Consider the following 20,536-nt stretch of genomic DNA (forward strand, 5'->3'; position numbering starts at 1 on the left):
GCAATTTTGGGTACTGCACCAATTCATTGCACTATGCAATGATGAACCCGGGTGAAATGTCATACTTTGGAGGGCGGAGACGTGCAGGCCGGCTTCTCCTGGATCATTACCCCGCACAGCGGTGCAGCGGTTCTCAGCCTGTCGGGTGAGCTCGACCTCGCCACGGCGGCGGAGCTTCGCCACTGCATGGCCGAGGCCATCGCGAGCACCGTGCCACCAAGGGTCGTCGTCGACCTCAAAGCCGTCGCCTTCTGCGACTCCTCGGGCCTCAGCGAGCTGCTCGCGGCCCTGGGCGGCGCCGAGGCCGCAGGCGGCACCCTCGTCCTGTGCGAGGTGCACCCGCGGATCAAGCGGGTGCTCAACGTCACCGGGCTCAACAGGCGGTTCCAGACCTACGACACGGTCCAAGAAGCGGTCGTGGCCCTGCCCGAGCCGGTCGTCAGCTAGACCGGTCGTCAGGCCAGCCGAACGGGTTCAGGCCGCTCTCAGACGGCTCGCCGCCCGCCTCGTTGAAGGCGTTCATCGCCTCGACCAGCGCGCGGCACTGCTCGGGGGACAGGCGTGAGACGATCATGCCGATCTCCTGCCTGCGCCGGGCGGTCACCTCGTCCACGATCCGCTGCCCCTCCCCGGTCAGGCGGATCAGGCTCTCGCGGCGGTTGTCCGGGTTGACCTCCCGCACGATCAGCTCGGCCGCGGCGAGCCTGCCGGCCATCCGCATGGCGGTGGAGGAGTTGACGTTGAGCACGTCGGCCAGCGTGACGAGCTTGGTCTCGCCGTGCCAGGCCAGCACCACCAGCATCCTGAACTGCGGCAGCGTGACCCGGTCCTCGACCGCGGCCAGGGAGCGGGCGGCGATGCCGACGAGCATCCTGGTCCCGGTCAGCACGGCCGAAATGACCGCCGATAGGTCGTTCGCCTGTTCTGGCATATGCACTGTTCTACACGGCTCTCACATGAGCGCGCGCTCCACCTGGGCACGGCGGCGGAAGGTGTGCCGTCTGCCGTCCGCCCGGAAGGCCGCCGAAGCCGTGACCGGCCTGTCGCCGCTGACCCGGAAGACGGCGCTGCACTCCTCCCCCGGCAGGAGCGTCGCCACCTCGTCCCGCGCCGCCAGCCTGCGCCCCTGGGCCAGGTCCAGGCCCAGCCTGACCCGCCGCCACGGCTCCGCCGACCCGTTGACCAGCGTCACCGTGACCTCGTCGGCCGCGCCCATCACCTTCAGCCCGTACGGCCTGCGCGGGTCGGGGCCGATCGCCTCGTCGAGCAGCGTCATCAACTCCGTGGCCAGCTCCGGCCTGCGCTGGGCCAGGTCGCGCTGCTCCCCGAGGTCGGTGGCCAGGTCGTACAGCTCGACCCGCCCTTCGGGCCCGGCGCCCGCGATGCCGGGCGAGAACCTGATCGCCTTCCACCGCCCGCGCCGGATCGCCTGAGCCTTGCGCGGCCGGTTCCACACCAGATGGTCGTGCCGGGGCGCGGACCGGCCGTTGAGCAGCCGCCGGAACGACAGGCCGTCGATCCGGTCCGGCACCGGCACCTCCGCCAATTCGGCGAGGGTCGGCAGGATGTCGTAGAGCGCCACCGGCCGCTTCTCCACACGCGGGCGCAGCTTCGGCGACCACGCGATCAGGGGCACCCGGATGCCGCCTTCGTACAGGTCTCGCTTGTCTGCGCGTAAGGGGCCGTTGGAGTCGAACAGCCAGGGCGTCACGCCCCTCTCCCGGTGCGGCCCGTTGTCGCTGGTGAACAGCACGAGCGTGTCCTCGGCGACGTCCGCCTCGCGCAGCGCCCGCACGATCTTGGCCACATCGGTGTCCAGCCGGGTGACCTGCGCGGCGTGCCGGCGGTTGGACCCGGTCCAGGGCTTGCGGGAATACTGACCGGCGCCGCCGGGGACCACGCTGGGCGAGTGCGGCAGGTTGGTCGCGTAGTAGAGCAGGAAGGGCTGGTCGGACGGCTGCTTGATGAAGTCGACGGCCCGTTCCAGGAACAGGTCGGGCGCGTACGCCTCCCGCGCGAGCGGCACCGGGGTGTCGTTGTGCCAGAGGTACTCGGGATAGTACTGATGCGCATGTCGATGACCGATATATCCGAAAAATTCGCTGAATCCACGCTCATTCGGATGGGACGCCTGCCCCGCCTTCTCCGGCCCGAAGCCCCACTTGCCGATGCACGCCGTCCGGTATCCCGCCAGCTGGAGCAGCTCCCCGAAGGTCAGGTCGGCCTCGGTCAGCGAGCGCTGCGCCCCGCCCTCAGGGTTCTCGCGCACCGTCGCGTGCCCGGCGTGCAGCCCGGTCAGCAACGAGCACCGCGACGGAGCGCACAGCGGCGCCCCCGAGTAGGCGGCCTCGAAGCGCACCCCTTCGGCGGCCAGCTTGTCCAGATTGGGGGTGGCGATCATCCGCTGCCCCTGGCTGCCGATCTCGCCCCAGCCCAGGTCATCGGCGAGGATGACGACGAAGTTGAGCCGCGCGGGGAACGCGGCGGCCCGCGCGGGCGAGGCCGCGGACGGCAGGGTCATACCCGCGAGGGCACCCGTCAGGAGGGTACGGCGCGACGGCGCGTCGATCATGCAGGACACCTTCAAGGCAACAAGAGATCGGCAGGGGAACCACCGGAGAACGGCAGGCGAACACTGCCGGAGTCATGGTGACGGAAGTCCTGACTCAGCGGTAGTCCCACAGCATGCAGATCTCCCTGAGCTCAGGAGGCAGCTCGTCGCCTGACGGCAGCGGGCGGCCAGCGACGACCGTACCGCTACGGATCTTGTCGCGCCAGTCACCTACGCCTTTGACGAAACCTCCGTGGTCCTTCTCGCCGTAATTCAGCATCGACGGCTCCCACTCCACCTCCAGGAACGCGCACAACCGCCGCAGCTCCGCCTCCGGCTCGGCCACCAGATCCTCGTACCTGATGGTCGCCCCCTCCAGGTGGGTGCGGGCCTCCTGCAGATACGTCATGTAACTGAGGGTGCGCGGCACCGCCTCCTCCATCGGCCGTTTCTCCGGGTCGGCCTCGTGCCACGACTGCACGATCGACATCGGATGCCGCAGCAGGAAGATGAAGCGCGCGTCCGGCCAGCAGGTGGCCAGCCGCCGCCAGGCGAACACGTTGCTCGGCGTCTTCTCCACCAGCACCGGCTTACCGCTGCGGGACAGCTCCCGGTGCAGCATCCGGTCCCACACGAGGTGCTCGAGGTCGCTGTGGGTGTGGCCGAGCAGCTCCATGGCCTGCCGTACGGGATCCGTCGGAAGCCCTACGGTCATGCGGCGGAAGTGCGTCTCGATCGGCGAGTGGATCCGGGAGTGGGTGTTCAGCATGACGCGCAGCAGGGTCGAGCCCGAGCGCACCGAGGAGAGCAGGAAGACCGGCCTGCGCAGCAGCCTGTCGTGAACCGGATCCACCGGCGGGCGAACCTCGTCGCCCGGAAGCCGTACGAGCTCGGGCGCCGGCTTGGGCGGGGCGGGCTTGGGCGGAGCCTTCGTCACCCGGCCGGCCCGCGTCAGCGTGTAACCGGTCAGTCCCTCAAGCGTCGCGTTGGCCTTGTACTTCCAGCTCATGGCCCGCAAACGTAGGCTCTACCGGTGAACCCCCGGTTAACCCGCCCTGTGAAAACCCTACGTGCGCGCTTCGAGAACCGAGAAGTCGACCACTCCCTCGGCCACCATCTCCCGCATACGAGCCACCGCCGCAGCCCGCCTGCGCCGATCGACGACCTCTCGCAGGGCGGCGTTGACCATGCCCGTCTCGGAAGTGGTACCGAGCAGCTTCACGGCTTCGGCCAGAGCTTCGTCATCAAGATCGACCAGCGCCGAAGCCGTGCTCGCGACAGGATGGGTCAACTCCTCAACACACCATAAGGCACATGTTATATTGGCTGCATGGCATGGGAGATCGTGCTGCTTGAGCCCGTGGAATCCTGGTTCCTCAAGCTATGTGAGAGCGACCCGGTTTCGGCAACTCTGATCGAGAGAGCCATCGACCGCCTCGCAGAAGTCGGACCCGCTCTGGGGCGACCGTTGGTCGATACCCTGATAGACGATGAGATGGCCAACCTCAAGGAGCTTCGCCCTGGATCGCGAGGTCGAACCGAGATTAGAATCGTGTTCGTCTTCGACCCGGACCGAGAAGCGATCTTCCTAGCCGCCGGCGACAAGGCCGGCAAGTGGTCGCGGTGGTATGACGAGGCGATCCCCCTCGCCAAGGTCCGCTACTTCGAATATCGCGCCGAGAAGGCAGCCCGGACAACGAGGGAGGACAAGCGATGAGCCCTGGACGCAACTGGCGCGAGGTCAAGGCGGAGGCGCACAGACTGCATCCCGAGATGGCCGATCCGCAGCGTCAGGCAACTGCTGACGCGCTGTTGGACGCCTACATCGCTGGACACCACCTCAAGGAACTGCGCAAGTCCCTGGGAAAGACGCAGAGCGAGGTCGCGGCAACTCTCGGCATTTCGCAGGCGCGGATCTCCCAGATCGAGAACGGCGACCTGGATTCGATGGAACTGGAGACCATCCGTGCTTACGCGGCAGCGCTCGGCGGACATGTCGACGTGACCATCAGTGTCGGGCCCCTCACCGTCAAGGTCGCCTGAACTGCGATGACGCAGGAGACCCTCCCTCGCGTCGATGCCAGGGAGAACGATAATTCGCATAAGTGGTAGATCTGGCCAGTGTGACGGAGATCAGTAAAGAGCTCAGGGTTGCCGCCTACGCGGTTTGCATCGACGGTGGGAAGGTCCTGCTCGCCCGGTGGGCCGGCCCCGAGGGGCCGCGCTGGACGCTGCCCGGCGGCGGTGTCGACCACGCCGAGGACACCGTCGACGCGGCGGTCCGCGAGGTGGAGGAGGAGACCGGCCACGTCGTCGAGGTGGAGACGCTGCTCGGCCTGGACACCATCCGCCGGCACGTCCCTCGCGGCCCCGGCGTCGAGGCCGACTTCCACGGGCTCCGGGTCATCTACGCGGCCCGGGTCGTCGGCGGCACCCTGCGGAACGAGGTCGGCGGGAGCACCGACCTGGCCGCGTGGGTGAACCTCGACGAGATCGCCGGCCTCGATCGGGTGGAGCTGGTGGATGTCGGCCTGGAGCTCCACCGCCTCCGGCCGCGCGACGGAAAGCTGCCGAACAGGGTGAAATAACCCGGCCGCCGCGATGGTTGCACCCGCATACAAGTACGATCCGGGTCCCCGTGTGAAAGGCGTGTCCATGGCTCTCCCCCTCTCCATTCTCGATCTGGCGCACATCGGCGAGGGCGAGACGGTGAGCGACAGTCTGGCCGCCAGCGTCACGCTGGCGCAGCGCGCCGAAGGCTGGGGCTTCGAGCGGATCTGGTACGCCGAGCACCACAACATGCCGGTGATCGCCTCCTCGGCGACCAGCGTGCTCATCGCGCACGTGGCCGCGCACACGCAGAAGATCCGGCTCGGCGCCGGCGGCGTGATGCTGCCCAACCACGCCCCGCTGACGATCGCCGAGCAGTACGGCACCCTCGAAACGCTGCATCCCGGACGCATCGACCTCGGCCTCGGCCGGGCGCCGGGCAGCGACCAGGCGACCATGCGCGCCATGCGCCGCAACCCCGCCTCCGCCGACACCTTCCCGCAGGACGTGCTGGAGCTGCAGGGCTATCTCACCGGCGAGACCCGGATCCCGGGCGTCGACGCGACCCCGGGCAAGGGCACCAACGTGCCGCTCTACATCCTCGGCTCCTCCCTGTTCGGGGCCCAGCTCGCCGCCATGCTGGGGCTCCCCTACGCCTTCGCCTCCCACTTCGCGCCGAACGCGCTGGAGGAGGCCGTCGCGCTCTACCGGCGCGATTTCAAGCCGTCGGCGCAGCTGGACCGTCCGTACGTGATCGCCGGCGTGAACGTCATCGCCGCGGACACCAAGGACGCGGCGGAGGAGCAGTTCCTGGCCGCGAAGCGGTCCAGGGTCGGCCTGTTCGTCGGCCGTGGCCGGACGTTCACGCCGGAGGAGGCGGACGAGATCCTGCGCTCCCCCGGAGGCCAGCAGATCCTGCAGATGACCAAGTACTCGGCCATCGGCACCCCGGCCGAGGTGAAGGACTATCTGGACGACTTCGCCAAGCACGCCCAGGCCGACGAGCTGATCGTCGCCTCCCCCGCCACCGACCGGCAGGCCTGGCTGCGCTCCTTCGAGCTGCTGGCGGACGTCCGCGGCCTCATCCCCGCCTGAGGTCAGGGGGCCGCCGTCGTGGCGGGCCGGTACCGTACGTTGACGACCGCCGTAGGATCGCCTTCGCCGACCTGGTGGAGGCGGATCGGCTCGCCGCCGGGATTGTCGTACAGCCGGATGCCCTCGCCGAGCAGGACCGGTGCGATGTGCAGGTCGATCTCGTCGATCAGTCCCAGGGCGAGGAGCTGACGGCCGATGGTCGGCGAGAACACCTCGAGGTTCTTGCCGTCGGCCGCCGCCAGCCCGATCCGCACCGCCTCGGCCGGGTCGCAGCTCAGGAACGTGACCCCGGCGCCGGGTGTCGCGTCCTCGGGGTGGTGGGTGAGCACGAAGACCGGCCCGTCCCAGGCGCTGCCGTAGATGGCGCCGGCGTCCGGGGAATGGTCCCACCCGGTCCGGCCGCCCAGCACGGCGCCCGTGGTCTCGACGTACTCGTCCACCAGGCCCGGACGGTGCGAGATCCCGGCCATCCAGTCCATCGCGTGGTCGGGCCCCGCCACGAATCCGTCCAGGGACATCGTGAAGTGCCAGAGCACCTTCGCGCCCGCGGTCTGCCGCTCGGTGTCGCTCATACGTGGCCTCCTGCCGGCTGATCTCGGTTTCGAGGCCGATGCTGCCAGGTGCCACCGACATTCCGTCACCCGCAGGTCTTGCCCTCCGCTGCTGGGGTGACGGCCCCACCGGTCGGGTGATTTCGCGTGCACGACCGCATGGGCGACCACCTCCGAGACGACCATGACCACGTCGTGGGCCGGCGCGGATGACCCACGGGGTCAAGTCACCCGCTGCGTATGGGGGAACAGGCCGCTGTAGGCGTTCAGCGCCGGCTGGCCGCCCAGGTGGGCGTACAGGACGGTGGCGTCACGGGGGATCTCCCCGCTGGTGACGAGGTCGATCAGGCCGGCCATCGACTTGCCCTCGTAGACCGGGTCGATGATCACGCCTTCGAGCTCGCCGGTGAGCCGGATCGCGTCCAAGGTGGACTGCACCGGGATGCCGTACAGGTCGCCCGCCCACCCGTCCAGGATCGTGATCTCGTCGCCCCGCAGGGGCCGGTCGACGCCGATGAGCTCGGCCGTGGCCGTCGCGATGCGGGTGACCTGGTCGCGGGTCTCCTCCAGTTTCGCGCTGGCGTCGATGCCGATCACCCGGCGCGGCCGGCCGCCGGCCTCCTCAAGTGCGGCGAACCCGGCGATCATGCCGGCCTGGGTCGAGCCGGTGACCGCGCAGACCACGATGGTGTCGAAGAAGACGCCCAGCTCGCGTTCCTGCCGCTCCACCTCGTACGCCCAGTTCGCGAAGCCGAGCCCGCCGAGCCGGTGGTCGGAGGCGCCCGCCGGGATCGGGTACGGCGTGCCGCCGCGCGCCTTCACGTCCTCGATCGCGCGTGTCCACGAATCCTTGAAGCCGATGCCAAAGCCGGCCGGGTCGAGCCGGACCTCGGCGCCCATGATCCGGCTGAGCATGATGTTGCCCACCCGGTCGTTGACGCAGTCCGGCCAGTCGACCCAGTTCTCCTGCACCAGCACCGCCTTCAGGCCCAGCGACGCGGCGACGGCGGCGACCTGGCGGGTGTGGTTGGACTGGTAGCCGCCGATCGACACCAGTGTGTCGGCGCCCTGGGCGAGCGCGTCGGGGACGATGTACTCGAGTTTGCGGGTCTTGTTGCCGCCGTACGCGAGCCCGGAGTTGCAGTCCTCGCGCTTCGCCCAGACGGACGCGCCGCCGAGGTGCCGGGTGAGGCGCGGCAGTGGGTGGACGGGGCTCGGCCCGAAGGTCAGCGGGTGGCGGGGGAAGTCGGACAGGGTCATGGTCATACCTCGGTTGCCGGCAGCGTGCGCCAGGTGTCGAAGGCGACCGCGGCCGCCTGGTCCGCGTCTCCGGCGGCGCAGAGCCGGATCAGGTCGTCGTGCCGTGCGAAGGACGCACGTCCGCCCAGCGACGAGAAGCGCAGCCGCTCGGCGCGTCGCACCACCGGCGTGAACTGGTCGAGGACCGAGGTCAGGGCCCGGTTGGAGGCCACCGTCACGGGGATGCCGTGCAGGTCATCGTCGGCGCGCAGGGCCGCCTCGACGTCGCCCCGCTCGATCGCCGCACGGAACCGATCGTTGGCCTCGCGCATCGCGTCCAGGTGGGCTTCGGTGAAGCTGCCCACAGCTTCACGGACGGCGAGTTCGTGCATCGCCGCCACTACGTCGCGGGCCTCACGGACGTCGCGCACGTTCAGCGAACTCACCGTGGTGGAGCGGCCGGGCTGGGCGATGACCAGCCCGGCCTCCGCGAGACGCAGCAGTGCCTCCCGGACCGGAGTGCGGCTGACCCCGAGCCACGCCGCCAGCTCGGCGTCGCGCAACTGCTCGCCGGGGGCGAGGCTCCCGTCGACGATGGCGTCGCGTAGCCGGTGATAGACGTCGTCACGGAGGAGGCGCCGGTCGATCGCCGGCGCGTTCTGAGGGATGGGCATGCAATATATTGCTCACACCCTGCGGAAATGTTCAAGCCGGCCAGGGAAGCCTTGACAGTGTCAGCGATATATTGCATATTCCATTTCAGAGACTCCACCACCGAAAGGAACACCCGATGACCACTCCCACTGTCGTCCTCGTCCATGGCGCCTTCGCCGAGTCCGCGAGCTGGAACGGTGTCGTGGCCGACCTCAAGCGCCGGGGCTATCCGGTCGTCGCCGTCGCCAACCCGCTGCGCGGTCTGCAGGAGGACGCGGCGTACCTGCGCAGCCTGCTCCAGAGCCTGAGCGGTCCGATCGTGATCGCCGGCCACTCCTACGGCGGCTCGGTGATGAGCGAGGCGGCCGACGGTGTGCCCGGGGTCAAGGCCCTGGTCTACATCGCCAGCTTCAACCTCGAGGTCGGCGAGAGCACCGGTGAGCTGGCGGCCAAGTTCCCGGGCGGCGAGCTCGGCCCCGCGCTCAACCCGGTGCCGTTCCCGGCGGGGACCGATCTGTACATCCAGCAGGACGAGTTCCGCCGGGTCTTCGCCGGCGACGTCGCACCGGAGGTGGCCGAGCTGATGGCGGCCACGCAGCGGCCCATCACGGCGTCCGCGCTGGAGGACAAGGCGACCAAGGCGGCCTGGAAGACCATCCCGTCCTGGACCATGGTCACCCTTCAGGACCTCAACATCCCCGCCGAGGCCATGCGCTACATGGCCGAGAGGGCAGGGTCCACGATCGTCGAGATCGACGCCTCCCACGCCGTCACCGTCTCCCGCCCGGAGGCCGTCGCCGAGCTCATCGACGCCGCCGCCCGCGCCACCACCGGCTGACGCCGCCCTAAGGAGGCTCCGTATGCCTGCCACCAGCCCGGTCCGCGCCTTCGGCGGACCGACGGCCCTCTTCGAGTACGGGGGCCTGCGCTTCCTCGTCGACCCGACCTTCGACGCCCCCGGCGACTATCCGACGCCGGGTGGCACGCTGGTCAAGACCGCGCCCTCCGCCATCACCCCCGCGGAGCTGGGCCGCATCGACGTGGTCCTGCTGTCCCATGACGAGCACCCCGACAACCTCGACACCTCCGGCCGGGCCCTGCTCGCCGACGTCCCCCTCACCCTCACCACCCCAGGCGCCGGACAGCGTCTCGGGGGCGGGGCCAAGGGCCTGGCCGACTGGGAATCGGTCCGGTTGGACCGTCCGGACGGCGGCGTCATCACCGTCACGGGCGTGCCCGCCCTCCACGGCCCCGGACCGCGCGAGCTGGTCGAGGCGTTCCTCGGCCAGGTCGTCGGCTTCGTCCTGACCGGCGAAGGACTGCCCACCGTGTACGTCAGCGGCGACAACGCCTCCCTCGACCTGGTCGAGGAGATCGCCGCACGCTTCGCCCCGGTGGACACCGCCGTCCTCTTCGCCGGAGCTCCCCGCATCCCGGTCGTCTTCGACGGCGCGCCGATCGTCCTGGACAGCGCACAGGCCGCCGAGGCCGCCAAGATCCTCGACGCCCGGCGGGTGGTCCCTGTCCACTACGACAACTGGGCGCACTTCACCGAGGGGCGCGACGAACTGGTCGCCGCTTTCACCGCCGCCGGCCTCGCCGACCGTCTGGACCTCGGCGACCGCGCCTGACCGCGGACCGCGGTCAGGCCGCCGATCGGCTGGGTAGGGCCCCGCACTACCCAGCCATCCCGTGGCGCCCACGCTCAGGCGCCCGCGTCGTACCGGTGCACGAACCCCTGACGTGCCCGGCACCTCGCCCTCACCGCCGCTGCTCGGCGGCCGCCGGCTCCGTGGCTTACGCCCGCACCGACAGCGCGTGGTGGAACACCCCGCGCGGGTCCCACCGCCGCTTCACCCGCCGTAACCGGGCGTAGTTGTCGCCGTAGTAAAGGGTGGACCACGGCACCCCGGAGGTGTTCCACGCCGGGTCGGCGTGGTCGATGTCCGGGTAGTTGATGTAGGCCCCACCGCAGTTGCCGCCGGGCACCGGCACTCCCCCGGTGCTCGCGAACGTCCGGCTGTGGAGCCGGCGCACCCAGGCCAGCTGCGCCTCGCCGTCCTGGCTCTGGTCCCAGGTGGCCATATGGATGACCTTGAGGATCGACTGCCGCTCGACCGTGGCGGTCGCCACCGCGGGCACCGTGTTGACCTGCCCGCCGTACGACAGGACCCACAGCAGGCCGGTCGCCGAGACGTCGTCGGCGGTGCCGAGGTGGTCGAAGGCGACGTCCGCCTGCTCGTCGGTGAAGGGCTTGCGGAGATAGGCGGACTTGCCCTTGTAGTGGCCGGATTCCGATGCTTCGTCGAGTCCGAGCGTACGGACCGCGTGGTACCACGGATCGCGCTGGAACGGCGGCACGATCGCCGCCGGGGTGACCCCTTCGCCGACGGCGGCGAAGTAGTCCTTGAGCAGTTGCTCGGCGCCGGGCACGCCGGCGTCCACCTGAGTGGGGAGGATCATCCCACCGGGGTCGGCGCCCTTCTGGCGGCCGGGGATCAGCAGCGAGCCCCACAGGGAGACGGCGGGGGTGCCCGGCTCGCTGTTGCGCTCGTGCCACTCGCCGTGGTTGCGCAGCAGCCTGCGGAACGACTCCTTCGTCATCCCGTCCCATGACCAGATCGCGACGCCGGACAGCACGGTGGCGGGCGGCTTCGGCAGCAGGGTCACCGGGTCGTCGCCCCGGGCCTTGGGGTCGCGCATCCAGTAGCGGGTGACGACGCCGAAGTTGCCGCCTCCGCCGCCGGTGTGCGCCCACCACAGGTCGTGGTTCGGGTCGGCCGGGTCCCGGGTGGCCACCACGGCCTGGGCCCGCCCGCGCCGGTCGACGACCACGACCTCCACCGCGTGCAGGTAGTCGACGGTCAGGCCGTCGCGCCGGGACAGCGGACCGTACCCGCCGCCCGCGATGTGCCCCCCGGCGGCCACGCCCCCGCACTGGCCGCCGGGGATGGTGACGCCCCAGCCGAGGTAGAGCTTGCGGTAGGTGTCCATCAGGGTGGCGCCGGCCTCGATGGCGAACGCGCCGCGCTCGCTGTCGAAGTACACCTCCGACATCTCGCACAGGTCGATCACGACCTGCGCGCCGTCGCCGACGAAGTTCTCGTAGCAGTGGCCGCCGCTGCGCACGGTGACGCGCCGGTTCGCGCGGACCGCGTCGCCGACCGCCTTGACGACCTGCTCGGTGGAGCCGACCACGTGGAAGTACTCCGGCTCGGGGCGGAATCGCTGGTTCGTCCTGCGTACGACCAGGTCCTCGTAGCGCGGATCGCCGGGCCTTATCATGACAGGACCGAGCGGCGGCGCCCCTTGAGGCGGCGCCGTCACCCCCGCCGTCACCCCTGCCGTCATGACGCCCCCACCGAGTGCCGCGGTGCCGCCGATGAATCCCCTGCGGGTCACCTCGCTCATGAGCCACAACCCCTGCCGCTTGTCGGGAAATGCTGTGCTCTCGACGCTAGAAGCGGACGCGGGGCCGGAGAAGGTAGCCAGTGACCCAGCTGGGGTGGAGGTATCTGCACCGGTTTCGGCCTGGTACGGGCCCGCGCGCGGGCCGGGCCGGTTCCACGCCCGGCCTCAGCTGGTCGGACCTGCGACGGCCGGGTGAGCGCGACGGGCGGTCCAGACCTGGCGGAGCTGAAGGACGCTCATGCCGAACAACAGCACGCCCAAGGGGAAGTGCAGGGTCTTCACATCCGCGATGCCCAGCGCTATCTGCGCCAGCGTGAGCCCGAAGAATCCGGCCGCGGGCAGGATGGGCCTCGACGAGCCGCCACCCGGACGCCACACCAGAATGGTGGCGACCAGGGACAACACTGCTGCGGCGAACACGCCGTACGCCGAAACACTGTGCAAGGTGCGTCCTCCCGGGGAGGACAGCAGCAGCCCGGCGGTGATCGGCGCAGTGAAGAGAGCGACGGTTTGCAGGATGATCGCGACACGCAAGAACATGGCCGGCTCCTCAGGACGGTCTGCGACGCTGGACAGCGTCTCAGCAGCCCGACGACACAACCGCCTGAAATGTCAGGCGACAGGCCCCCCTTTCTGTCTCGTCGAGCAGGTGAGGGCAGACGAGACCAAGGGAGCAGGCGCCACCATGATCACCCCAGCCGAGCCAGGGCACGGCCAGACCGACCCGCGTCAGCCCGCGATCATGAGTGAGCGCCGGCAGCTGATCAATGTCGCCTACCGGCTCCTCAGCTCCCTGGCCGATGCCGAGGATGTCGTGCAGGAGACCTACACCCGCTGGTACGCCATGTCTCGCGCGGAACAGGAGGCCATCGAATCCCCCGGCGCCTGGCTGACGACGGTCGCCGGCCGCATCTGCCTGGACCTGCTCGGCTCGGCACGCGCCAGGCGGGAGCGCTACGTGGGTGAATGGATCCCAGAACCGCTGCCCGACCGCGCCGAGTGGGTCAGCGGCCGGACGGGCGGGATCGCGGCCGACCCGGCAGACCGCGTCACCCTCGACGAGTCGGTCGACATGGCCTTTCTCGTCATGCTCGAATCGATGACCCCGGCCGAGCGCGTCGCGTTCATCCTGCACGACGTCTTCCGCTACGCCTTCACCGAGGTGGCTCCGGTCCTCGGCCGGACACCGGCGGCATGCCGCCAGCTGGCCTACTCGGCCCGCCGTCGCATCCGCGTGGCGCAGGCTCCCGCGACTGCGACCGCCCAGAACGCGGGCGTCGTCAGAAACTTCAAGCTGGCCTGGGAAGCCAAGGACGTCGAGGCCCTCATCGGCCTCCTCGCCCCCGACGCCACGGCGACCGCCGACGGCGGCGGCCTGGTCAGCGCCGTGCTTCACCCGGTCGAAGGCAGCGAGCGGATCGCGCGCTACGCCGTCGACATCGCCGGCCGCGCCCCCGGCCTGGCGCTCCTGGAACGTACGGTCAACGGCCGGCCCGGCCTGGTGGCTCAGCTCGATGGCGTCACCGTGATGGTGGTGGCGTTCGACATCGCGGGTGACCGGATCAAGCGCATCTGGGCAGTGCGCAATCCCGAGAAGCTCCGCCCATGGACCGCACTGTGAGGTCCGGGCCTGTGGGGGTTGGGGTTTCGGGGGCAGGATGATGGTGTGTCCGGAGAAACTATGAGGAGGTCAACGGTGACCCGACAGATCGTTTCCGTCGTGGGTGGCAAGGACGCCGCCGCTACGGGCACGTACGCATCCGTCAACCCCGCTCGCACCAGCGAGATCGTGGCCCAGGTGGGGCTGGCCGACGCCGGCACGTTCGCCGACGCCTGCCGTACCGCCAAGGACGCGCAGCGGGAGTGGGCCAAGGTGCCCGCGCCGGTGCGCGGGCGGGTGATCGCCTCGATCGGGCGGCTGGTCGAGGCCAACGCCGAGAGCCTGGCCCGCCTGGTGACGCGGGAGATCGGCAAGCCGTACGCCGAGGCGCTGGGCGAGGTGCGGGAGATCGTCGACACGTGTGACTTCTTCCTGGGCGAGGGGCGCAGGCTGTACGGCCAGACGGTGCCGTCGGAGATGCCGGACAAGAACCTGTTCACCTTCCGCAACCCGGTCGGCGTGGCGGCGGTGATCACCGCGGGCAACTTCCCGGTGGCGGTGCCGTCCTGGTATCTGGTGCCGGCGCTGCTGTGCGGCAACGCGGTGGTGTGGAAGCCCGCCGAGTACGCCGCGGCTTCGGCGCACGCCCTCTACCAGATCTTCGTGGCCGCCGGTCTGCCGGACGGGGTGCTCGACCTCGTCTTCGCGGACGGAGCCCAGACGTTCGAGGGGCTGGAGCGGGCGCTCACGGAGGGCACCGTGCAGAAGATCGGCTTCACCGGCTCCAGCGCCGTGGGCAGCAAGATCGGCGAGCTGGCGGGCCGTCACCTGCAGTCTCCCTGCCTGGAGCTGGGCGGCAAGAATCCCATGGTGATCATGCCGGACGCGGAGCTCGACCTGGCGGTGGAGGGCGCGCTGTTCTCCGGTTTCGGCACCGCCGGCCAGCGCTGCACCAGCCTGGGCACGGTGATCGTGCACGAGAGCGTCCACCAGGAGTTCACCGAGCGCTTCGCCCGCGCCGTACAGCAGGCCGAGATCGGCGACCCGGAGCAGGACGTGCTGGCGGGGCCGCTGCTGGACCAGAAGTTCGCCGACCGTTACGAGGAGTACCTGACCTGGATCGAGCCGCACCACCAGGTCGTCTCGGGACCGGTCGGCCGGATCACGGCGGACAGTCCGCGCCGCGCGTTCACCGGCGCGGGCGGACTCTACTATCACCCGGTCGTGGTGGACGGGGTCAGGCCGTCGGATCGGCTGTTCCTGGAGGAGACGTTCGGCCCGATCGTCGGCGTGACGACCTTCACGTCGCTGGACGAGGCGATCGAGCTGGCCAACCTGCCTGGCTACGGCCTGTCGAGCAGCATCTACACCACCGACCCGAAGCACGCCTTCCGCTTCCGTGAGGGCATCTCGGCGGGCATGGTCAGCGTCAACAACTCCACGTCGGGCGCGGAGGCGCACCTGCCGTTCGGCGGCAACGGCAAGTCGGGCAACGGCAGCCGCCAGTCCGGCATGTGGGTGCTCGACCAGTTCACCCGCTGGCAGTCGATGAACTGGGACCACTCCGGCCGCCTGCAGAAGGCGCAGATGGACGTCGCCGACATCACCCCGGACATGGGCTTCCGGATCTAGTTCTCTTATACCGAGAGTGAATGGAGCCACCCCGCCAGAGAGAAAATCCCTCCCGGCGGGGATGACCCGTGTCACGATGACGACGCCCCGTGTTACGAAGAGGAGTCGCTACGTGACACTCCGTACCCTCCGGGCATGAGGAAACGCGGGCCCCATCGGGGGTGCCCGCGTTTTCTCGTGCGTACCGTCAGTGCGTCACGTCAGTGCGTCACGTCAGACCTGGCCGGCCTTCTCCAGCGCCGAGCAGCAGGTGTTGACCAGCAGGCGGGTGACCACGTACGGGTCGATGTTGGCGTTCGGGCGGCGGTCCTCGATGTAGCCCTTCTTGTCCACCTCGACCTGCCACGGGATGCGCACCGAGGCACCACGGTCGGAGACGCCGTAGCTGTACTTGTTCCACGGGGCGGTCTCGTGGGCGCCGGTCAGGCGGCTCTCGATGTCCGCGCCGTACTGCGAGACGTGCTCCATCGGCCTGTCGTCCTGGCCGAGCGCCTCGCAGGCGGTGATGATGGCGTCGTAGCCCTCGCGCATGGCCTTGGTGGAGAAGTTGGTGTGCGCGCCGGCGCCGTTCCAGTCGCCACGGGCGGGCTTGGCGTCGAGGGTGGCCTCCACGCCGTAGTCCTCGGCGGTGCGGTAGAGCAGCCAGCGGGCGATCCACAGGTGGTCCGAGACGTCGAGCGGGCTCGCCGGGCCGACCTGGAACTCCCACTGACCCGGCATGACCTCGGCGTTGATGCCGGAGATCGCGAGCCCGGCGGCGAGGCAGCGGTCGAGGTGGATCTCCACGATCTCCCGGCCGAACACGGCCTCGGCGCCGACACCGCAGTAGTAGTGGCCCTGCGGGGCGGGGAAGCCGCCCTCGGGGAAGCCGAGCGGGCGGCTGCCCTTGAAGAAGGTGTACTCCTGCTCGATGCCGAACCACGACTCCTGGTCGGCGTACTGCTCGGCGACCGGGCGCAGCAGGGCGCGGGTGTTGCTCTTGTGCGGCGTGCCGTCGATCTCCTCGACCTCACACAGGACCAGCACGCTCGTGCCACCCCGGATCGGGTCCGGGCAGGTCATCACGGGACGGAGCACGCGATCCGACGAGTGGCCCTCGGCCTGGTTGGTGCTGGAGCCGTCGAAGCCCCACACCGGCGGCTCAACCCCGTCAGCCACGATCTTGGTCTTCGAGCGCAACAGAGCCGTGGGCTCGGTGCCGTCGATCCAGATGTATTCAGCCTTGTAGCTCACGGCGGTCCTTTCGAGGATTTGCTCAGCCACGCCGAGTCTTATGGACAGCCGTTTCCCCGATTTTGCCCGCATGTGAACGGCGTGTTAAGCCGTCAGCCTTCTCGTACGATTCCGCCCTCGGCGATGACCTCGGCGGACGGGCCCGCTTCGCCGCAGTCGGGGCCGTTGGGGAAGCGCCCTTTCGGGGTCACCTGGAGGGTCCGGTCGAGCACCTCGCCGCCGCCGGCGTCACGCAGCGTCAACCGTACGCGGACCGGGCTCTTGGGCAGGCCCGCGACGGTGCCGAAGCCGTGCTCGTCCCCGGTCGGCTCCATGGTCACCGAGCAGCTGTCGCCCGCGCAGGTCTCACCGGCGGCCGCCGTGGCGGGGAGGAGCTCCAGGCGGGGACGGTGGCAGGAGCCCGACCAGCAGACCTCCAGCGTCGCGTCCGCCACCCTGGCGGCGAGCGGCGCCTTGACGGTCACCGCCACGCCCACCGGGGCGCCGACGGCGGTGCAGGGCCGCTCGGCCGCACAGCCGGTCAGCAGGGCGAGGGCGGCCAGGCAGGCGGTGAGGGTGCGCACACCAGTAGGACGTCGGCCGGGTGGGTCCGGTTCAGACGGCGTCCTGGCGTCGCCCGTCCCCGTCGTAGCCGAGCAGCCGCATCGCCGTGTCGGGGTCGAGTGCCGCCGCCAGGAACTGGGCTCGGGCGTGCGCCTGGTCGCGTTCGCGTTCGGCCCTGAACCGCTTGGCCCGTACCCCTTTCACCGCCACGGTCGCCAGCCCGGTGCCGACGATCACGGCCACCACCACGACGAACAGCAGGAGCAGCAGCACCGGCAGGGCGATGCCCGGCCCCGGCCCGGCACTCGTCGCGCTCGTCTCCGCGCCCGAGGCCGGGCTGACCGTCAGCGCCCCGGTGACCGCCAGCCCGACGATGACCGCCAGCGCCACCAGTGCGAACGCGCTGGCGGCCGGCACCCACAGCCGCCTGCCGGGCGCGCGCGCCGGTGCCACGGGCGCGGGGCGAGGCTGGGGAACGTACGGGCCGCCCGTCGGCACGAACTCCGGACGGCCGGGCGCCCCGACCACCTGCCCCTCCATGACCTCGACCGCCGCCGCGAGCGGGGGCAGCGCGCGATCGGCGGGGCTGTGCCCCCGGTGCCCCCCGGCGGCGTCGCGGTGATAGTCCTCCAGCTCCCGGTAGAGCTCGTCGGAGGCGTAGCGCGCGCCGTCGACCATCGGCCCGCGCGACCGTTCGATGATCGCCACCACGTCGTCGCCGTCCAGTGTCCGGTACGTCTCCAGCGCGTGGGCCACGCTGAGCACGTCCCTGCGGCTCGCACGCAGGAGCCCCTCGGTCTCCTCCAGCAGCCGGGCCAGGGCGGCCTCGATCCGCTCCTCCAGCGGGACACCGCCACCGGCCGGCCCGGCCATGGCGGTGATCTCCAGCTCCCGCAGCGCGGGCAGCGAGGCGACGCCCGACCCCATCCCCCAGGTCGCCTCCATGCGGGCGGCCAGGACGGTGGCCGCGTGCAGGTCGCCGGAGACGGCGGACGAGCTGTCGCCGAAGAAGATCCGCTCCCCCGCCGGCGAGGCGAGCGCGACCATGATGTCCGCTTCGTACTCGGATTTCCACCAGGTGACCCGGCCCTCGGGGACGACCGGGTCCAGGTGGCCGGCGCCCTCCTCGATGGTCACGAGGTCGATCTCCAGGCGACGGCGGGTCGCGTACGCCACCACCGCGTGGCAGGCCTCGTGCACGGCCAGGGCGTGTCGCTCGCGTTCCGGGCACTCGACGTCCTGGGGCGGGCCGAGCCGCATGAACCGTCTGGCCCGCAGCACGTCGGACCAGGTGACGACCTCCCGGCCGTCGCGGAGCGCGCTGATCAGCGACTCGTTCACCAGGTCCCTGATCGTGGCGCCCGTCGCGTACGGGGTGACGGTGACGAGTCTGTCGAGCTGCCGCTCGGTCAGCTCGTGGCGGACCTGGTCGAAGTAGCCCCGGTACGTGCGCGTCCGTCCGGCTTTGGACGGAGGGCCGACTCTGTGGACGCGGTCGATCCGGCCGGGCTTCAGCAGCGCCTCGTCCAGCGCGTCGGGCCGGTTCGTGGCCATGATGACGAGGACGCGATGTCTCGGCGGCGGCTTCGGGCGCATCCCGAGCAGCCGCCGGATCGGCCGATTGACGAGCCCGCGCGGCTTGTCCAGGGCGGACAGCTCGGTGAGCAGCGCCCCCAGGGTGCCGGTGTCGCGCGCCCCCGGCTCGTCGGCCTCGCGACGGCCGCCGACGGCGAGCGCCGATCGGGCCCCCTCCGACAGGTAGGTGCGACCGTGACAACCGGACGAGCCGCGCGGCCCCCGCCGGGCCGGCCCGCCCTGCCCGCCGAGCGCGTCCGCCTCGTCGAAGAGGACGACCACCCCGCCGTGGCGCAGCGCCAGCCTGCGCACTTTCCTGAACAGCGCCTTCACCTTGAGTACGCCCGTGAACGCGCCCGAGTCGACGACCACGTACGGCTTGCCCGTCTCACCGGCCACGGCCTCGGCCAGCAGCGTCTTGCCGGTGCCCGGCGGCCCCCACAGCAGCACGCCGCCGGGCACGTGCCCGCCGCGCCGCTCGATCTCCCCGGGCCGCGCGAGGAGGGCGACGCTCTCCCAGAGCTGCTCCACCACGTGGTCCTGACCCCAGACGTCGGCGAAGCGGGTCGTGACCTCCCCCGGAAGGTACGTCTCGACACCGCTCCGGGACCGGACCCGGATCAGGCCGGCCGACGCCACGACGATCACCAGGACCAGTAGCACGACCGGCAGCCACGGGCCGATCATCGCGGGCGCCCTGAGCAGCGCGAAGAGCGGGCTGGTGTCCAGCACCGCGCCGAGCACCAGCGCGAGCAGGACGAGCCCGAACGCGACCTTCAGGACCAGTGCCACCTGGAACCTGGTCCAGTCGCCGAAGCGCCGGTGCGACCAGCGCTCGAACCCGCCGAAGACCCGCCGGCTCCAGAACCGGTGATAGCCGGACCACCGCTCACTGATGAGGACGTGCGCCTGCCGCAGCGCCTCGACCCCGAGCAGCCAGAAGATCCACTGATGCTTATCGGCGATCAGCCGCATCGCATCCGGATAGGTCACGATGCCCTCGAAGTCGGACATCACCTGCCAGGTCAGCACCAGATAGACGGCCGTCAGCCCGACGAGGAGCCCGCACCGGCCCAACAACGGCATCTTGGCCCTGGTCAGGCCGGCGGAATGGAGTGTCGTCACTGATGCCCCTTATCCGCGCAGCCGGAGCAGCTTGAAGGAGCCCGCGATCTCGTCGAACTCCGCGCCTCGCGCCGCGAAGCAGCTCGACCGGCAGGTGATGAGCATGACGGAGACGGTGGCGCCCTGCTCGTCGAGGATCGCGGTGTGGTCGAACGTCTGGATCGTGGCGCCGATCTGGTAGTTGAAGCGCACTCGGACCCCCCTGGCGCCGTTGTCCAGGAGGACCAGCCGGTCGCTGATCGGCTCGAACCCGGTGAACAGCGGGGTACGGCCCGTGTGCAGCGCGCGCGTGAGATAGGCGGTGCGCGTCTCCTCCGTCACCGGAAGGATGAAGTCCCGCAGCCGGTCGAGCGACACGGTGGCGCGCTGTTCCTCGGTGAGCTTGTGGACCGTGGCGTAGACGAACGGCGCGCGGGAGTCGAAGAGGTGGTCGATCGCCGGCTGCTCCGCCTGGTCGAAGGCCGTCGCCCAGACGCGCCGCGCACGCTGCAGGGCGGCCTGGGAGTCGGGCGGGTTCCCGCTGAGCGCCAGGTCCAGCGAGGAGGCGTCGATCTGGGCGAAAGAGGCCGGCACCTTGAAGTAGGTGGTGCCGTCCCGGTCGCGCACGTAGGTGAACTCGGGCGGTCCGCACCCGGACAGCATGAGAATCGTGACCAAGAGCATGATCCAAGCCCGTGTCTGTCCCACCAGGGCTTACCTCCGCATTACGGGGCAACGCCATTGTTGTGCCCGCTTTCTCAGCGGATGAGCCGTCACGGCGGCGAGAAATCTTCACCA

At 70.3% G+C, this 20,536-nt stretch carries 22 protein-coding genes; 9 read left to right on the forward strand and 13 right to left on the reverse strand.

Features of this window, described 5'->3' with window-relative positions; translation table 11 throughout:
• Window positions 1–66: 66 nt before the first annotated feature.
• Window positions 67–447 (forward strand): STAS domain-containing protein, encoded by a 381-nt coding sequence (locus tag ACTMTF_RS14325; protein WP_441111049.1) that lies wholly within the window; start codon window positions 67–69, stop codon window positions 445–447.
• Here ACTMTF_RS14325 and ACTMTF_RS14330 read toward each other — a convergent pair.
• From ACTMTF_RS14330 to ACTMTF_RS14345, 4 genes are all read right to left on the reverse strand, one after another.
• Entirely contained in the window at window positions 440–931 is a 492-nt protein-coding gene (locus ACTMTF_RS14330; protein WP_441111050.1) for a MarR family winged helix-turn-helix transcriptional regulator, read from the reverse strand. The two genes, ACTMTF_RS14325 and ACTMTF_RS14330, sit on opposite strands and share 8 nt — an antisense overlap.
• A 21-nt stretch (window positions 932–952) precedes the next feature.
• The gene (locus ACTMTF_RS14335; RefSeq protein WP_441111051.1) at window positions 953–2,572 is read right to left on the reverse strand and encodes an arylsulfatase; all 1,620 of its coding nucleotides are present in this window, start codon (window positions 2,570–2,572) and stop codon (window positions 953–955) included.
• 94 nt (window positions 2,573–2,666) lie between these two features.
• Complete coding sequence (locus ACTMTF_RS14340; protein WP_441111052.1) at window positions 2,667–3,560, reverse strand: sulfotransferase family protein; 894 nt, start codon at window positions 3,558–3,560, stop codon at window positions 2,667–2,669.
• Window positions 3,561–3,617: 57 nt separating this feature from the next.
• On the reverse strand, window positions 3,618–3,842 hold the full coding sequence (locus tag ACTMTF_RS14345; RefSeq protein WP_441111053.1) for a type II toxin-antitoxin system VapB family antitoxin: 225 nt from the start codon (window positions 3,840–3,842) through the stop codon (window positions 3,618–3,620).
• A 39-nt stretch (window positions 3,843–3,881) separates the two neighbouring features.
• On the opposite strand from ACTMTF_RS14345, the gene ACTMTF_RS14350 reads away from it, so the two are divergent.
• The 4 genes from ACTMTF_RS14350 (at window position 3,882) to ACTMTF_RS14365 (ending at window position 6,196) form a co-directional block, all read left to right on the forward strand.
• Window positions 3,882–4,268 (forward strand): type II toxin-antitoxin system RelE/ParE family toxin, encoded by a 387-nt coding sequence (locus ACTMTF_RS14350; RefSeq protein WP_441111054.1) that lies wholly within the window; start codon window positions 3,882–3,884, stop codon window positions 4,266–4,268.
• Complete coding sequence (locus ACTMTF_RS14355; RefSeq protein WP_441111055.1) at window positions 4,265–4,594, forward strand: helix-turn-helix domain-containing protein; 330 nt, start codon at window positions 4,265–4,267, stop codon at window positions 4,592–4,594. Before ACTMTF_RS14350 ends, ACTMTF_RS14355 begins: the two co-directional genes overlap by 4 nt.
• Window positions 4,595–4,674: 80 nt before the next feature.
• On the forward strand, window positions 4,675–5,139 hold the full coding sequence (locus tag ACTMTF_RS14360) for an NUDIX hydrolase (protein WP_441111056.1): 465 nt from the start codon (window positions 4,675–4,677) through the stop codon (window positions 5,137–5,139).
• 67 nt (window positions 5,140–5,206) lie between these two features.
• Window positions 5,207–6,196, forward strand: a complete 990-nt coding sequence (locus ACTMTF_RS14365; RefSeq protein WP_441111057.1) for an LLM class flavin-dependent oxidoreductase — start codon at window positions 5,207–5,209, stop codon at window positions 6,194–6,196.
• A gap of 2 nt (window positions 6,197–6,198) precedes the next feature.
• Here ACTMTF_RS14365 and ACTMTF_RS14370 read toward each other — a convergent pair whose 3' ends face one another.
• The 3 genes from ACTMTF_RS14370 to ACTMTF_RS14380 form a co-directional block, all read right to left on the reverse strand.
• Entirely contained in the window at window positions 6,199–6,768 is a 570-nt protein-coding gene (locus tag ACTMTF_RS14370) for a dihydrofolate reductase family protein (protein WP_441111058.1), read from the reverse strand.
• Window positions 6,769–6,969: 201 nt separating this feature from the next.
• Window positions 6,970–8,007 carry a 1-aminocyclopropane-1-carboxylate deaminase gene (locus ACTMTF_RS14375; protein WP_441111059.1) on the reverse strand — a complete coding sequence of 346 codons (1,038 nt, stop codon included), beginning with the start codon at window positions 8,005–8,007 and terminating at the stop codon, window positions 6,970–6,972.
• A gap of 2 nt (window positions 8,008–8,009) precedes the next feature.
• Window positions 8,010–8,660, reverse strand: coding sequence for a GntR family transcriptional regulator (locus ACTMTF_RS14380; RefSeq protein WP_441111060.1), 651 nt, complete (start codon window positions 8,658–8,660; stop codon window positions 8,010–8,012).
• A gap of 116 nt (window positions 8,661–8,776) precedes the next feature.
• On the opposite strand from ACTMTF_RS14380, the gene ACTMTF_RS14385 reads away from it, so the two are divergent.
• Both ACTMTF_RS14385 and ACTMTF_RS14390 read left to right on the forward strand, forming a co-directional pair.
• Entirely contained in the window at window positions 8,777–9,478 is a 702-nt protein-coding gene (locus ACTMTF_RS14385; RefSeq protein ID WP_441111061.1) for an alpha/beta fold hydrolase, read from the forward strand.
• Between the two features lie 22 nt (window positions 9,479–9,500).
• Window positions 9,501–10,271, forward strand: a complete 771-nt coding sequence (locus tag ACTMTF_RS14390) for an MBL fold metallo-hydrolase (RefSeq protein ID WP_441111062.1) — start codon at window positions 9,501–9,503, stop codon at window positions 10,269–10,271.
• Between the two features lie 166 nt (window positions 10,272–10,437).
• On the opposite strand, the gene ACTMTF_RS14395 is transcribed toward ACTMTF_RS14390, so the two are convergent.
• Entirely contained in the window at window positions 10,438–12,051 is a 1,614-nt protein-coding gene (locus ACTMTF_RS14395; protein WP_441111063.1) for an FAD-binding oxidoreductase, read from the reverse strand.
• 165 nt (window positions 12,052–12,216) lie between these two features.
• A complete protein-coding gene (locus ACTMTF_RS14400; protein WP_441111064.1) occupies window positions 12,217–12,591 on the reverse strand; it encodes a hypothetical protein in 375 nt (124 codons plus the stop codon).
• Between the two features lie 145 nt (window positions 12,592–12,736).
• Between ACTMTF_RS14400 and sigJ the strand changes: the two genes are divergently transcribed.
• The gene (sigJ, locus tag ACTMTF_RS14405; protein ID WP_441111065.1) at window positions 12,737–13,672 is read left to right on the forward strand and encodes an RNA polymerase sigma factor SigJ; all 936 of its coding nucleotides are present in this window, start codon (window positions 12,737–12,739) and stop codon (window positions 13,670–13,672) included.
• Between the two features lie 75 nt (window positions 13,673–13,747).
• Window positions 13,748–15,283, forward strand: coding sequence for an aldehyde dehydrogenase family protein (locus ACTMTF_RS14410; RefSeq protein WP_441111066.1), 1,536 nt, complete (start codon window positions 13,748–13,750; stop codon window positions 15,281–15,283).
• Between the two features lie 213 nt (window positions 15,284–15,496).
• On the opposite strand, the gene glnII is transcribed toward ACTMTF_RS14410, so the two are convergent.
• From glnII to ACTMTF_RS14430, 4 genes are all read right to left on the reverse strand, one after another.
• Window positions 15,497–16,516 carry a glutamine synthetase gene (glnII, locus tag ACTMTF_RS14415; RefSeq protein ID WP_441111067.1) on the reverse strand — a complete coding sequence of 340 codons (1,020 nt, stop codon included), beginning with the start codon at window positions 16,514–16,516 and terminating at the stop codon, window positions 15,497–15,499.
• 92 nt (window positions 16,517–16,608) lie between these two features.
• Window positions 16,609–17,079, reverse strand: coding sequence for a hypothetical protein (locus ACTMTF_RS14420; protein WP_441111068.1), 471 nt, complete (start codon window positions 17,077–17,079; stop codon window positions 16,609–16,611).
• A gap of 31 nt (window positions 17,080–17,110) precedes the next feature.
• Window positions 17,111–19,759, reverse strand: a complete 2,649-nt coding sequence (locus ACTMTF_RS14425; RefSeq protein ID WP_441111069.1) for an AAA family ATPase — start codon at window positions 19,757–19,759, stop codon at window positions 17,111–17,113.
• 9 nt (window positions 19,760–19,768) lie between these two features.
• Window positions 19,769–20,422 carry a hypothetical protein gene (locus tag ACTMTF_RS14430; RefSeq protein WP_441111070.1) on the reverse strand — a complete coding sequence of 218 codons (654 nt, stop codon included), beginning with the start codon at window positions 20,420–20,422 and terminating at the stop codon, window positions 19,769–19,771.
• Window positions 20,423–20,536 lie beyond the last annotated feature (114 nt).

The sequence above is a fragment of the Nonomuraea sp. ZG12 genome (assembly GCF_052068115.1).
In the GTDB taxonomy this organism is placed as follows: domain Bacteria; phylum Actinomycetota; class Actinomycetes; order Streptosporangiales; family Streptosporangiaceae; genus Nonomuraea.

What these genes read in the sequence shown, in the direction of transcription:
- ACTMTF_RS14330 (WP_441111050.1), bottom strand. Translation starts at nt 931, where the DNA reads ATGCCAGAACAGGCGAACGACCTATCGGCGGTCATTTCGGCCGTGCTG.
- ACTMTF_RS14335 (WP_441111051.1), bottom strand. Translation starts at nt 2,572, where the DNA reads ATGATCGACGCGCCGTCGCGCCGTACCCTCCTGACGGGTGCCCTCGCG.
- ACTMTF_RS14340 (WP_441111052.1), bottom strand. Translation starts at nt 3,560, where the DNA reads ATGAGCTGGAAGTACAAGGCCAACGCGACGCTTGAGGGACTGACCGGT.
- ACTMTF_RS14350 (WP_441111054.1), top strand. Translation starts at nt 3,882, where the DNA reads ATGGCATGGGAGATCGTGCTGCTTGAGCCCGTGGAATCCTGGTTCCTC.
- ACTMTF_RS14355 (WP_441111055.1), top strand. Translation starts at nt 4,265, where the DNA reads ATGAGCCCTGGACGCAACTGGCGCGAGGTCAAGGCGGAGGCGCACAGA.
- ACTMTF_RS14365 (WP_441111057.1), top strand. Translation starts at nt 5,207, where the DNA reads ATGGCTCTCCCCCTCTCCATTCTCGATCTGGCGCACATCGGCGAGGGC.
- ACTMTF_RS14370 (WP_441111058.1), bottom strand. Translation starts at nt 6,768, where the DNA reads ATGAGCGACACCGAGCGGCAGACCGCGGGCGCGAAGGTGCTCTGGCAC.
- ACTMTF_RS14375 (WP_441111059.1), bottom strand. Translation starts at nt 8,007, where the DNA reads ATGACCCTGTCCGACTTCCCCCGCCACCCGCTGACCTTCGGGCCGAGC.
- ACTMTF_RS14380 (WP_441111060.1), bottom strand. Translation starts at nt 8,660, where the DNA reads ATGCCCATCCCTCAGAACGCGCCGGCGATCGACCGGCGCCTCCTCCGT.
- ACTMTF_RS14385 (WP_441111061.1), top strand. Translation starts at nt 8,777, where the DNA reads ATGACCACTCCCACTGTCGTCCTCGTCCATGGCGCCTTCGCCGAGTCC.
- ACTMTF_RS14390 (WP_441111062.1), top strand. Translation starts at nt 9,501, where the DNA reads ATGCCTGCCACCAGCCCGGTCCGCGCCTTCGGCGGACCGACGGCCCTC.
- ACTMTF_RS14395 (WP_441111063.1), bottom strand. Translation starts at nt 12,051, where the DNA reads ATGAGCGAGGTGACCCGCAGGGGATTCATCGGCGGCACCGCGGCACTC.
- ACTMTF_RS14400 (WP_441111064.1), bottom strand. Translation starts at nt 12,591, where the DNA reads ATGTTCTTGCGTGTCGCGATCATCCTGCAAACCGTCGCTCTCTTCACT.
- sigJ (WP_441111065.1), top strand. Translation starts at nt 12,737, where the DNA reads ATGATCACCCCAGCCGAGCCAGGGCACGGCCAGACCGACCCGCGTCAG.
- ACTMTF_RS14430 (WP_441111070.1), bottom strand. Translation starts at nt 20,422, where the DNA reads ATGCTCTTGGTCACGATTCTCATGCTGTCCGGGTGCGGACCGCCCGAG.